Genomic DNA, 13,769 nt, shown 5'->3' on the forward strand with positions numbered 1-13,769 from the left:
AAGAGCATTTAGCCAGAGTTAGGGAGAGCAGATGGCGAAGCAGATCAGTTTTGGAACCCCGGTCAATGACGCCGAACGCTGGGCATTTGCCATGTTGGCCGACGAGTTGCCGGAAAATTACATCCTGCTGACCAATGTGGAGATCCCCACCAAATCGGGCCAGGCGATGGAGGTCGATGCCCTGGTGATCGGCGAGTGGGGCGTCTATGTGGTCGATGTTAAGGGCTACATAGGGCGCCTAGATGCCGGAATGCATGCCTGGTCGCTCGATGGACGTCAGGTGGACAACAGTTTAGCCAAGGCCAACTATGTGGCCCGTGTGCTTGCCGGCAACGTCAAACATAAGATCCCCGTGGGCGTCTATGCCCCCTGGTGCCAGGGGATGGTGTTTGTCACCGGGCGAAAGGGGGAGGAGATAGAGCTGGCTAAGCAGCAGGGCTCGCTCAGTATCTATACCCCGAGTCAGATCGTCGCGGCGCTTACCAAGGAGTGGGGACTCACGGCGCCGCGTAAGCATCAGGTGACTGACAAACAGAAGCAGATGGTGCTGGAGACCATAGGTCAGGTGGCCTTGGTAGAGCAGCGCAACAACCAGATCCAGGACTTCGTTAAGCTCAAGTGTCTCTTCATCCAGAGTGGCCTTGAGGTGTGGCAGGCGGAGTACAACCCAGGTGGCTGGACTGCCCCCTGGCTGCTTAAGGTGTTAGTGCCTACTCAGTTTGAGAACAGCGATGAGTCACTGCAATATGAGCTGCGCCTGCGCGACGAGTTTAAGCGCTTGCAAACCCTGGCCGGCTGCAGCGGCGTGCCTCAGTGTGCGCCCCTTATTCAGGATGGTGAGCAGCTGGTGCTGCCCATCCGTATGCCTCGGGGCGTGCCGCTGGATGTGCTCGAACATGAACAGCTGACTACCTATCAACTGCTGGAGATCCTGCGCCGGGCCGTGTCAGGCCTGCAGCAGATCCACCGCCGTGGGGTGACTGTGGGGGGCTGGCAGAGCAACTGCCTGTTTGTCTCAGATCTGGGGGATGTCGAGTTTATCGATATCAAGGACAACCTCAACACCAGCGAAGATATTGCCGCCTTCGCGGGCAGCTTTCTTCCCCTGGCGGAGCAGACGCGTCAGCCCAGAATCTACCAATGGTTCAGGATGGCGGCCAGTGGCAGTAACACAGATTTAGACATGATCCGCTGTGATATCGCGGCGCTGATCGATAACGGCGTGTGTGACACGCTGCCTGAGCGTATCGAGATCGCCAGCGGCGCCATCATAGACCATCACTATCAGCTCGAGCAATTTATTGCCGCCACCGAGCATAGCCAGTTTTGGTGTGCCCGTCACCTTCAGGGGAACTACCCCTGCGGTGTCTCCATCTATGCCAAGGTAGAGACAGACTGGCTGATGCTTAGCAGCCTCTATCGCAGCCTGTCGAAGCTCTATCACCCACATGTGGAGAAGGTGCTTAACTTTGGTCAGCTGCCCCAGAGTGATGAGCTGTTTATCAGTCGAGCCTGGGAGCGAGGCGTGTCGCTGGACGAACTCAGCGAGATCCAACTCGGGCAGCCGGCAAACTGGTTTACTCAGCTGTTGTCGGCGTTGCAGTATCTGCATCAGATGGATATCTATCACGGTGCCATCTGCCCGAAAAATATCATCTGTAGTGATGAGAAGGCCGTCTTGGTGAACTTCGGCATAGGGCTGGATATCGCCACCAGTCACTATGCTCGCCGTTATGCCGACCCTCAGCTATGGGCCGCCGAAGGGGAAGCTGAGAAGGATCTCTATGGCCTAGTGGCAAGCTTCATCGCCACCCTGACGCCGGTAAAACTCCAGGGCGACGGTGGTCAGGCCGGGATAGTCAAGGCACTGCATGCCTTCGATAGGCAATGGTTTGGCGAGAAGACCTTCGATACCTGCCTCAAGGTGCTCAACTTTGAGTTCGACGTAAGCCAGGGCGTCAACTATCTCGAGGCCTTCGATGTGAGCGAGCTGCTTGAGTAGGGCTCGATTTATACCAATCGTAATAAATAATTGATCATTCTAGCTTGTTAAAACGCTCGATAACTGTATTAGTATTTTTAATTGTAGAATAACTACTTATCTAAAAATCCTGCTTTGTTCTCAAGCGTTTTTCCTGCGCTATTTCTGATCACATTTTTACTGTGATTGGTATTAGAAGGAATTAGCCGGAGTTAGCGAGTCGGAAGTTGTTAGCTGGAATGAGCTTTTTCGTCTCCGTGGCGATAGGGCGCGAAGATCTCCAACAGCCAGTCGATAAAGGCCTGGGCCTTGAGTGGTCGCTCACTGGCTCTAGGTTCTGCTTCTTCAGATTTTGCCGCATTAGGAGTCAGTACATAGTAGCTATAGGGGCTGATAAACTGGGTGTCCAAGGGGATCACTAGGCTGCCCTCGGCCAGCTCCTTTTCGATGAAGAAGCGGGGGATCAGCGCCAGCCCCATGCCGCTGACTGCCGCCTGACTCAGCATATAAAAATGCTCCATCCCCAGCATCTTGTCTGTGGTCAGCCTGAGCCCAACCTTTTCGGCCCAGAGCGGCCAGAGCTCGGGGCGGGTAGTGTGTTTCAGGAGCGTCTGCCGGTTGATATCTTTGAGCGTCTTTATCTGCTCGGCCAGCAGGGGGGCGCATACCAGGCAGAGATCTTCATCCATCAGCTTGAGCACGTGGCAATGGCTTGGCCGCACCGTGGCACTACGAATGGCCACATCATACTTATCTCGTTTGAAGTCCACCTGAAAATCACCGATGGAGAGATCCACATACAGGTGAGGATGGCGGGCCTTGAACTCCTCCAGCCGTGGGATCAACCAGTTGATGGTAAGGCTGGGCAAGACATTGATCGATAGCGCCTGGGTGATACTAGGTTGTGACCTTAGCTCCTCTGTGGCCTGACCGATGCTTTGCAGTGCGCTGCTGATGTGGCGCAGGTAACGTTCTCCCTCTGGCGTGAGGCTGAGCTGTTTATGTTGGCGGGTAAACAGGCTGACATTTAGGTAAGACTCTAGTGTTTTTATCTGTTTACTGATGGCGCCATGGGTGACAAAGAGTTCCTCTCCGGCGTGGGTAAAGCTTAGGTGTCTAGCAGCCGACTCGAAGGCGCGCAGCGCATTGAGGGGCGGGAGTGTTAGTGGCTTCATTGTCTATGTGTGAGATTATTTCACGCTAAGGCGAGGATAACTCCTTTGCCAAATGGATGCAAAGGGCGTTTAATAGCCGCCAAATGCTAATCAAGCTTTATATGAGTCCTTATGTCTCTCGAACTGAGTTATGAACTGATGGCCATGCTGTTTGCGGTGGCAGCCCTGGCCGGTTTCATCGATGCTATCGCCGGTGGCGGCGGCCTTATTACCATTCCCGCGCTCATGTGGGCAGGCCTTCCCCCCACGGCGGCGCTGGCCACCAACAAGCTACAAGCCTGTGGCGGCAGTTTCTTCGCCAGTTTCTATTTTGTGCGTAAGGGGATGGTCGATCTCAGCAAGATGAAGCTCGCTATCTGCTGCGCCTTTGTGGGGGCGGCCCTAGGCACGGTTGCGGTGCAGCTTATCGACACCAGCGTGCTCAAGCTCCTGCTGCCCTTTCTGATCCTGGCGATAGGCTGCTATTTCCTGTTTTCAAAGTCCATCAGCGAAGAGGATAAGCATCAGGTACTCTCGCCAACCCTGTTCGGTCTGACGGCCGCCTTAGGCGTCGGTTTCTACGATGGCTTCTTCGGCCCAGGTACGGGCAGCTTCTTCGCGCTGGCCTTCGTGTCGCTCGCCGGATATGGCTTGGCAAAGGCGACAGCCCACGCCAAGGTACTGAATTTCTCCACCAATATCGCCTCACTCATCTTCTTCGCCTTAGGTGGTAAGGTGCTCTGGCTGCTGGGCGGCGTGATGCTCTTGGGTCAGGCCATAGGTGCGACCTTAGGCTCTCGCATGGTGCTCACCAAGGGCAGTAAGATCATCCGCCCACTGGTGGTGACCATGTCGATAGCGATGAGCGGCAAGTTATTGTTGGAGCACTATCTATAGTGCTAAAGGGCTATAGATAGTGCCGATCTTTAAAAGGTTTCAGGGGATGATTGCGAGTTAGCAGGCCATCGGTTTGACTATCTGTTTTGCCTGTGTCCAAGGCTGTGGATTTCACCGAGCTTTTGTGTAGAATGGCCGAAGGGTTAGTTTAATCTCATTACATTTCAGCAACATGCAACGCCAGGGAAGTTAGGATGGCCTCTAGCCAGAACAGGATTGTTTTTACGGCATTGACGCTCTGTTTCAGCCTTTTGGGGTTGGCGTCACCCAGCTATGGTCGCGAATCGGATGGCCAGAAAATAGCCCCTAGCCAGCGTGAATATCAGGTCACCATGAGCACGCTATTTGCCCATGGTGATAGCCAACAAGTCACAGCCCGGGCCCGGGCACTGCTCCAATATCGAGTGGACTCGGCGCCAAATAGCGCTAAGGCGGTCAGTCTCTCCGTCGTGCCCACTATGTTGCAGTATCAAGACCCCGCCTATCGGCTCAATATCAACAGTTTCGATGATAGCGGCCGCGGCGCGGCGCTTGCCAACATAGTGCGCCGGGGCACCTTGTTAATGGACAATGGCGACAGTCAGATTACCGCGCGCTTTAAGGCCCAAGATGAGTGGCTTGCCTATGTGGCTAAACAGGGGCAAGAGGCGCAGTCGGTACTCGCTCCCCTGAAATCGCTATTCGAGTTTTATCCGCTTGTTTCTCGAGCATATCGTCCACAGAAGGCGCTTGCTGTGGGCGACATGTTTAGGCTTGGCCATTTATTGCCGTCGGGGCTTGGCGATTTCTCGCAAACCGGGACTGGCGAGCTAGAAGAGTGGCAGATAGTCGCCATTGAGGGGCAATGGATCACAGCGAGACTCGAGCGAGATACGCAGCGACAAGGCATCGAATATCGGCGCTTTGGCGAAGTGAGCTTTAATCGTGAAACCGGCTGGCTCGATAAACTCTTGCTAGTAGACCAGCAACAAAAGGGCGACAGGATGCAGGCTCGCCGCTGGTTGCTGGCACCGACATCGACCCCCTATGTCAGCAGCATCTTGTGGCAGGATGAGGGTGGCTATTTCGATGAGGATGACGTTTTCGCTGAGGAGCATCTTGGGGATGACGCTCAGGGCGGCGAGGGGGCCGATATCGAGCTGTTCGATATTCCAACCCTGCCCATGGCGCCGGACGATAGAGATGCCAGCGCTGCCATGATGGAACCCGATGAGGGGGTCATGTCTGCGGGCTGGGGCGGCGATGATATCGAGCTGCGTTATATCCATGGCCTGACGACGGGGGATTACGCCACCTCGGTTGAATACCGTAATATCGAGTTGCTCGACTGGAAGGATAAAGTGATCGACTTGCCGCTGTGGCAACACAGCGCCCGCGGCGCCAGCGCCATCAATGGTGTGGTCAGCTCAGGCGTTAATCTACTGCCCATAGGTTGGGGGGAGAGTAAAGCCAAGTTGGAGGAGCTCTATCAGATCCGCGCCGAGCTGATATTCACCCCAGTGAAACATTACAGCCAGCAGCTGGCCTGGGCGCAACTGCTGAAGCAGCCCTATCGATTTGGCGAGACGACACTACGGCTCACCGCGCTGAGTAAACCCGGCCGCTATCGCCTCGCTATAACCAATCGTGGTGCTAACGCCCTGGCGCCAGACTTCAATGGTCTGCAGGGCAAGCTGGGCATTGTCGAGCCGGAGGGGCAGGGGCCTGCATGGCTCTCAAACACAGAGCAGCTGCTGCTCGATGAGCTGTCTCCCCGAGATCAGAGTGCTCAAGTCTATATCTTGCAGCTCGATAGCGTGCTCGAATCGCTCAAGGTCCTGCATAGCGCGCAGTTAAGTGAACACAAGATAGCAAAACAGATTAGCTTCGTTACCCAGGCTGCCTATGAGGCCAACCTGGCCAATCCGCCGCTGGAGTCTGCCGCTCTAGTCCCTGTTGAGTTAGACCGGGTAACCAATCGAGGCGCCGTTGCTGAGCCCGGCCGATTAAGCGAGCCATCGATTGCCTCCATTACGGGCAACGATCTCTATATCCCTTTGCCGAGCGCCCTCGCCGAGGTGTGTCAGCCTCAAATCAGCGAGGGCTTCGAAGAGGCGGGTAAGCCGGTTGAGTGGCGTCTTATCGACAATGGCCAGGGGCAGAGCGCCTATGTGCTGACGACGCCCGATGGCAAGAGACGCTATTTTTACGACAAGCGCATCAAAGGCAACATAGAGTGTCTTGGCCGCGCCCATTGGCAGACGTTCGGCGTGGGTGATAATCGCCGTCCCTGGCTGGTGGATCTTACCCCTTGGCTATCGACACTGGATAAGACCGAGGTGTCAATCAGCCAGCTATATCGCTCCTTGGTGATCACCGATGCTCAGGGGCGACACCTATCGCCGCGGCTACCAAAGGGGGCCCATTCGGCAAAGGGAAGCGAGCGAAATACTTTAAATAAGGTCCTGGTTGACGGGCGCTGGCTAAGCGTCGATGGCGCCGCGAGCAGCGCTGCCTATCTCTCGATTGACCACGAGCCGCTGACAGTTCCCTATCTATTTCATCTAAAGCCGCTGCCATAGGAGATGAATAGATTGCGTCTTCTTTCCAGTGTTCTTTCCAGTGTTTTTTACACGCTTCTGCGCAGTTTGTCGCACAGTCTGCCGCTCTGGTGTGCCTGCATGGCAGCTGCCCAGGCGACGATTTGGCTCGATAAGGACTGGCAGCCTACCCAGGATAAAAATCAGGCCAAGTATTACCTCAAGGGGCCGCCCAAGCCGCGACCCGGCGCCGAGCAAGAGTTTTCCTTCGAGCCCTATTATGTTGGTAATGACTTAGATACTCACTCTGGTATTCGCCAGTTTAGCGGCGCCCTTAACAGCGATCGCCTGGGGGATGATAAGACTCATCCTGTGGGGCCATATCGCTTCTATGGCGTCGATGGCACCTTGGTCGAGCAGGGGACATTTAACCCGCAGGGGCAGCGACAGGGCGGGGTTAAGATCTTCTATGAAGACGGCCAACTCAGTTGTGACTGTCAGTTCGACAAGGGCGAAAGAGACGGGCCGCAGAAGGAGTATTACCCCGAGGGGCAACTCAAGCGTGAGGCGGTCTATCATCTGGGCGAGCCTGTGCAGCAAGAAACTGTCTATACCCCGGGCGGGGAGACGGTGCGGGTGCTGTGTCATACGGGGCAGTGCAGCGATAAGTTTTATAACCGGCAGGGGCTGCTCACCATGGAGAGCCAGAAGCGAGACGGGCTAAAGCATGGCACCGAAACCTTCTGGCGTAAGGGCAAGGTGGAGGTGACCCAGGCCTATCGAGATGGAAAGGAAGAGGGCGATTACTTTGCCTATTTTCCAAATGGCAAGATAAAACAGCATCATCAATGGCAAAACGGCGTCAAGGTGGGCGAGCAGCTGAACTACTTCGAAGAGGGGCTGCTGGCGAAACGAGAGCTTCTGGACGATCGCGGCCGCACCCTCAATTTCGTCGAGTATCGCCGCAGCGGCGAGCGATATCGAGAGGGGCAATTTCACTATGGTGCAGATGGCGACAAGCAAGAGGTGAGACGCTTTTACCGTCAAGACGCCCTGGTCAAGCAGATAGAAAAGCACAAGCTGAGGCTGTGGCGTCTTGAGACCCAATATCTTGACGGGCAGGTGATAGGCCGGGAGGAAACCCTGGCGGGTAAGCTTACCGGACTCAAGATCGCCACCAAGCTAGAACGTCAAACTAAGCTAGATGGTCAACGCAAACAGGAGCGTCAACCTAATCTAGGTCGGCAGAATAAGCCCGATCAGCAAAATCAGCTCGCCTGGATAGAGAAGCTCCATTACCGAGACGGGCTGCGCCACGGTCTGGCCGAGAAACTCAGCGGCGATGGTACTCTTATCTACAAGGGGCAATATGTCGAAGATAAGCCGGTGGGCGACTGGCAGAGACAGAGCCGCGAGATGCGTACTCAGTGTCACTATAACCTCGAAGGGTTGCTCGATGGCGAATATCTCTCCCTTGGTGAGAAGGGGCAGGTGCTGGAGCGCATTCATTATCGCGATGGCGAGCTAACCGGCAGTTTTGAGCGCTATTACGCCGATGGCGAGATCTATGCTCAGGGCCAGTATCGATATGGTCGGCGCGACGGCGAGTGGATATTGCCGCTCGCTGAGGGCGATTATTCACCGCGAGTGGTTTCACACAGGGAGCATTGGCAGGGGCGCTTTCGGGAGGGCATTAAGGTTGGTGTCTGGCTGCGACTTAGCATTCAGGGTTATCAGATGGTGATCGCTAACTTTGACGAGCAGGGACGTCAGCATGGCGCTCAGTATGAGTTTTATGAGGACGGTGCGCTACGTGGGCGCAGCGAATATCGCCATGGCGAGCCGCTTGGCGACGCACAAAGCTGGCCCAATCGCCCATTGCCGGATCAGATCTTCGCCCGATAGGCGCGGCTTGACTAAGGCTGAGGGCCAAGTTCAAGCAAGATTTTATAGAAAAGTATTTTAGGAACATATTGTTAGGTAAAAGGAAGCTTACATGCAGTTTAATCGAGCTTATTCGGCCCTGCTGGCTGGCGTTGGCCTAGGCGTCGCTAGCTTTATCGTCAGCCCCGTGGCGGCGAGTCAGAATCTTTCCAGCCTGATGGTGGAGATCCGCCAGCAGGAGGGCATCGCCACATACTACAACTTGGCTACTGGCATGGCGCTCAACGGTCAGGTGACCCTGGTGCGCGATAATCAGGGCTATACCCTGGGGGAGTTTGCTCAAGGAGTGCCCAATGGGCGCTGGCAGGTCTTCTTGCCAAATAATCAAAAGCTGCTGGATGGCGAGTATGTGAGCGGCCTGCAATCGGGCCGCTGGCAGTTGTTTGGTTCGAGTGGCGAGCTGAGTGAGGAGCAGTTCTATCTCAAGGGCGTGCCAAGCGGTGAGTGGGTGCAATATGATGACATGGGTAACCGCTATCAGAAGACTGTCTATGAGGCCGGGGTGAAGACTGAGGTGCTGCGCTATTTTGCCAGCGGCAAGCTTCAGGCCAAAGAAACCTATGTCGACAATCTGCGCCACGGGATCTGGGAGACCTATCATGGCAATGGTGTGCTGGCCCAGCGACAGCAGTATGCCAACAACCAGTTGTCCGGCCCCTATCTTGCACAAAACAGCGAGGGGCTGGTGATAGAGCGAGGCACACTGGATGCCAACGGCAAGCGTCAGGGGCGCTGGCAGACTTTCTATGATGATGGTACGCCCGAGCGCGACGAGTATTACGCCGCTGGTCGCCTCCATGGTGAGAGCCTGACCTATTATCCCAATGGTCAGTTGTCGCTAAAGGGGCAGTACAGTGAGGGGCTGCGCCAGGGCACCTTGGCGCATTACAGCGATACGGGCGTTAAGCTCGAGGAGGAAAACTACCTCGATGGCAAACATGACGGGCCTCAGCGCTATTGCAATCGCACCGGCATTTTGGTGAGCGAACTTAACTATAAAGCCGGGCTGCAGGCTGGCGTGCAGAAGACCTATTTTGACGACGGCAAGCCCAAGAAGGTGATTCGTTACCACGAGCAGACTCTGGCCGATAACGGTCAGTACCCCTTACACGGAATGCAGCAAGTCTTCGACACGGCCGGTAACCTGGTCAAGACAGAAGACTATGATCTCGGCCTGAAAGATGGCAACTTCGAGCGCTACCGCAATGGCAGGTTGCAACGCCAAGAGCAGTGGCGCCAGGGGGCACGTCATGGCGACTTCTTGGCCTATTACGACAATGGCAATCTGCGCAGCCTGGATCAATACCAGGACAATCGCCAGACCGGAGAGGCCGAGCGCTACTTCGATGACGGTACTCTTAAAGAGCGCGGTACACGCATCGAGGGCCAATGGGTGGGCAAGTATGAGGCCTTCTATGAAACGGGCAAACCCAGAGAGCTGCTGCATTACGGCAAGGATAAGCCGGCCGGGCGCAGCCGCTATCCGCTCGATGGTGAGTTTTCCCGCTGGTACGCCAATGGCGATCTTAATGAAGCGGGCGAGTACAAGAATGGCGAGAAACAGGGAACCTGGCGGCAATATCGCCAGGGTTTGGTCAGTCGGGAGATGACCTTCGAGGCGGGCAAGCTAAACGGGCCTTACCGCGAGTTTGATAATGGCCGCCGCCGGGTGACCGGCAGTTACCAGGCAGATCGTAAAGTGGGTAAGTGGACCGAATATCGTTACCAGGAGAAAGACCCCAGCTTCGGGCCGATTCCCGAGGGTAACATCTATCGTGTCAGCCACTACCATGAGGACAAACTCGAGGGCGAGCGGGCATATTACAGCTTCAAGCAGGTGCGTTATCGCAGCGAGCAGTATCAGGCGGGAGAGCTCAGTGGCCACTTCAGCGAGTATTATCCGAGCAATGGTCAACTCAAGCGCGAGGGCAAGATGCTCAAGGGCAGCCAGGAGGGCCTGTGGCAAAGCTGGTTTGAGGATGGCGTGTTGGCGGAAAGCGCCGAGTATCAGAGCGGTAAGCGCCACGGGGAATATGCCAAGTATTATCCCAATGGTCAGCTGCAGGAGCGCGCCCACTATCGAAAGGATAGGCTCAGCGGCGAGCAGTTGAGCTATTTTCAAACTGGCAAGCCTAAGGCCAAGGAGCTCTGGCTCGACGGTCAGCGTGAAGGCGAGGCCAGCTATTTTCATGCTAACGGCAAGCAGGCCGAGCAGGGGGCATTTCTGCGCTCACGCAGGGAAGGGTTGTGGCGCGCCTACTGGCCTAACGGCGAGCTGCGCAGCGAAGGAAGTTACATTGCAGACCGCGAGGCCGGTGATTGGGCCTTCTATGATCAATTTGGCAAGCTGATCAAGACGGAGCATCACTAGGTGGCGCGTCGAAAATGCGGGGGGTTAGATAAGATGTGTCCCGGTCTCTTGCTAAGTCGAGCCGCTGCACGCTTGCTAGGTCGAGCCGTGACGCTCTTGCTTGGTATTCTCCTGATCCCCGGTTGCAGCGAGGCGCCACAGCTGCCCGTAGATGAGCAGGCGCTGTCGCCCATCGACTGCAGCAGACAAGAGGTCTACGGGATCTGGATCGAGACGGACTGTCTGGAGGGCTATCGCGGCGAGCCCTTCAGTGGCATCAAGACCACAGGCCAGCCGGAGGGCTTCTTCAGCGCCACCCAGTACCATCAGGGCAAACGCCACGGCTTTAGCTTCTCGGCAAATGGTAGTCGGATCTTGTCCCATGCCTGGTATCACCAGGGGGTAAGAGAGGGGGAGCAGCTGGATTATTATGCGCAAAGCCAGCGGCCTAAACGTCAGGCTATCTATCGAGGCGGTGAGACTCAGGCGGTAGCCCTGTTTAATGAGCAAGGCATTATTGAGCGTTACCAGCGCCTGGAAGGCGATGAGATACTCGAGTCCATCACCTATGAGCAGGGGCGTCCCTGGACACACCTCTTCTATCATGATGGCGAACAGCGAGAGCGCCTGCGTCGCTATTTCCCCGACGGCAGCCTGGCCAGCGACGCCCTGTTTCGTAAAAAGGATCTTAAGCGCCTGAGCGAAATTACTTTCTATGCCAGCGGCAAGGTAAAGACCCGCTATACCTATGACAGGGCGGCGAACCTGGCCGCGCAGCAGACCTATTGGTCAAACGGTCGCCTGCAGTCTGAGCAGCAATACGGCTTCGATCCGCTCATAGTGCGCCATGGTGAGCAGCGCAGTTACTGTCAGTCCTCCGGCGCACTGGAGAAACTCGCCCACTACCAGATGGGTAGCGAACAGGGGCGGTTTGAGTGGTATCACTGTAATGGCCTGCTGATGAATGCCAAGCATTATCGACAGGGCGTCATGGTGGATACTCGGGTAGACACCCTGGATGATTCGGGCAACTTGGTTAAACGTGAGCTATTTGATGGCAAGGGAAAACGGCTAGAGGCCTTTTATTTTAATCAGACGGATGAGCAGGTTTACCACGAGCGGCTTTGATCTAGGCCCAACGTTGTTCTGGGCCCTACTTTGATCTAAGCCCTACCTTGATCTAGACCCTACTTTGTTATCTCAGGCAAAGGTAATATAGCGGCCTCACTTTTACTTTGGTTCGATGGGAGATATCGAAGCCCATGACGCGTAAGCCAGATAGCGCCACCGCCATGCTGCAGCTGATCGAAGAGGTCAAACAGACCATGCCGCTAAATGAGCCAGAGACCTTCGTCTGTGGGCCCAAGGGGTCTTGTATCGGCTGTCCTAAGAAGTTACTCGAGCTGGTCGACAGCGAGATCTGCTATTGGGAAAGCGCCCTCGAGCAGGGAGAAAAGCCCTTATTGGGTGAGGTGAGTCGTTTCGCCAAGCTGTGCCGTAACGTGCATAGGGGGCTGGCCCGCAGCGGTATCTTGGAGAGGTATCAGACAAAGCAGAACGGCGAGTCTGATACAGACCCCGCCTGACGCTTGCCTTGGCGATAATATCGTTACGCTCGCCTTGCCATGGTTGCTGCGGTTAAGTGCCAGTTTTCTTTCATGCCTTTTTTCTTGGCGCTATAGCCAAAGGTTCTATCCAATTGACCCCACAAGGGTTTAAATTGAACTCAATCGCCCCGAGATAGATAGGGAAGTTATCAGGCTCCCACAGGCAAGGTCAGAATGAGTGAGGGGCGCAAATGAATAAGATAAAGGAAGCAGTATGTCAGAAACCTATACTCCCCCGAAAGTGTGGACCATGGACAGCGAAAATGGCGGTACCTGGGCCAGTATCAATCGACCCACCGCGGGTGCCCGACATGAGGCCGAGCTGCCTCGAGGCGAGCATGGCTTGCAGCTCTACTCTATGGCGACCCCCAATGGCCAGAAGGTCACCATCATGCTCGAAGAGTTACTCGCCCTCGGCGCTGATGCCGAATATGACGCTTATCTGATCCAGATAGGTGAGGGCGACCAGTTCTCCAGCGGCTTCGTGGCAGTCAACCCCAACTCCAAGCTCCCCGCCTTGCTGGACACCTCGGGCGAGACCGAGGTGAACGTGTTCGAGTCGGGCGCCATCTTGCTCTATCTGGCGGAGAAATTTGGCCACTTCCTACCAGAGAGTGGCCCGCAGCGTACTCAGGTGCTCAACTGGCTCTTCTGGCTACAAGGTTCTTCGCCTTACCTGGGGGGCGGCTTCGGTCACTTCTATGCCTATGCGCCGGAAAAATTTGAATACCCCATCAACCGTTTCTCCATGGAGGTGAAGCGCCAGCTGGATCTGCTGGATAAGCAGTTGGCCGAGAACACCTATATTGCCGGGGATGAGTACAGCATCGCCGACATGGCTATCTGGCCCTGGTATGGCAACTTGGTGCTGGGTCAGGCCTATGATGCTGGCGAGTTCCTCGATGTCGATAGCTACGTGCATCTTAAGCGCTGGGCAGAGCAGATCGCCTCGCGGGAGGCGGTGCGCCGTGGCCGCATCGTCAATCGTACCTGGGGAGAGCCTTGGGAGCTGTTGGCCGAGCGTCACAGCGGCGCCGATATCGACGCCGTGCTGGCCATGACGCCCGACAAGTAACGCACACGCTTGATAATATGAGTTAGCAATACTGAAAAGACCCACCGCTTAAGGTGGGTCTTTTTTATCTTCTTATCTCTTTATCTCTTTATCTATTTATCTTTTCTATCTGCGGTAAACAGAGTCCTACGGCCTGTTGAGCTTGCGCGTTCATTTTTGCAGCTTTCTGTATCGATTTTGTACAAGGAAGAGCGATTGCTGTGTATGTACTAGAACAACGAGCAATAACGCGGTAGAAAAGT

General features: G+C 55.5%; 9 protein-coding genes. 8 read left to right on the top strand and 1 reads right to left on the bottom strand.

Features of this window, described 5'->3' with window-relative positions:
- The first annotated feature begins 31 nt into the window (after nucleotides 1-31).
- Nucleotides 32-2,002, top strand: coding sequence for an NERD domain-containing protein kinase family protein (locus DB48_RS06305; RefSeq protein WP_041509418.1), 1,971 nt, complete (start codon nucleotides 32-34; stop codon nucleotides 2,000-2,002).
- Nucleotides 2,003-2,211: 209 nt separating this feature from the next.
- On the opposite strand, the gene gcvA is transcribed toward DB48_RS06305, so the two are convergent.
- A complete protein-coding gene (gene gcvA, locus DB48_RS06310; RefSeq protein ID WP_041509419.1) occupies nucleotides 2,212-3,156 on the bottom strand; it encodes a transcriptional regulator GcvA in 945 nt (314 codons plus the stop codon).
- 111 nt (nucleotides 3,157-3,267) lie between these two features.
- Here gcvA and DB48_RS06315 point away from each other — a divergent pair, with 111 nt between their 5' ends.
- From DB48_RS06315 to yghU, 7 genes are all read left to right on the top strand, one after another.
- The gene (locus DB48_RS06315; protein ID WP_041509420.1) at nucleotides 3,268-4,032 is read left to right on the top strand and encodes a TSUP family transporter; all 765 of its coding nucleotides are present in this window, start codon (nucleotides 3,268-3,270) and stop codon (nucleotides 4,030-4,032) included.
- Nucleotides 4,033-4,226: 194 nt separating this feature from the next.
- Entirely contained in the window at nucleotides 4,227-6,593 is a 2,367-nt protein-coding gene (locus DB48_RS06320) for a hypothetical protein (protein ID WP_041509421.1), read from the top strand.
- Nucleotides 6,594-6,692: 99 nt separating this feature from the next.
- Entirely contained in the window at nucleotides 6,693-8,456 is a 1,764-nt protein-coding gene (locus DB48_RS06325; RefSeq protein ID WP_041509422.1) for a toxin-antitoxin system YwqK family antitoxin, read from the top strand.
- A gap of 91 nt (nucleotides 8,457-8,547) precedes the next feature.
- Entirely contained in the window at nucleotides 8,548-10,866 is a 2,319-nt protein-coding gene (locus DB48_RS06330) for a toxin-antitoxin system YwqK family antitoxin (protein WP_041509423.1), read from the top strand.
- 87 nt (nucleotides 10,867-10,953) lie between these two features.
- Entirely contained in the window at nucleotides 10,954-11,973 is a 1,020-nt protein-coding gene (locus tag DB48_RS06335; protein WP_041509424.1) for a toxin-antitoxin system YwqK family antitoxin, read from the top strand.
- Between the two features lie 134 nt (nucleotides 11,974-12,107).
- Nucleotides 12,108-12,431, top strand: coding sequence for a hypothetical protein (locus tag DB48_RS06340; protein WP_041509425.1), 324 nt, complete (start codon nucleotides 12,108-12,110; stop codon nucleotides 12,429-12,431).
- 235 nt (nucleotides 12,432-12,666) lie between these two features.
- A complete protein-coding gene (yghU, locus tag DB48_RS06345; protein ID WP_041509426.1) occupies nucleotides 12,667-13,527 on the top strand; it encodes a glutathione-dependent disulfide-bond oxidoreductase in 861 nt (286 codons plus the stop codon).
- Nucleotides 13,528-13,769: the final 242 nt, after the last annotated feature.

The organism is Shewanella sp. cp20 (assembly GCF_000832025.1).
In the GTDB taxonomy this organism is placed as follows: domain Bacteria; phylum Pseudomonadota; class Gammaproteobacteria; order Enterobacterales; family Shewanellaceae; genus Shewanella.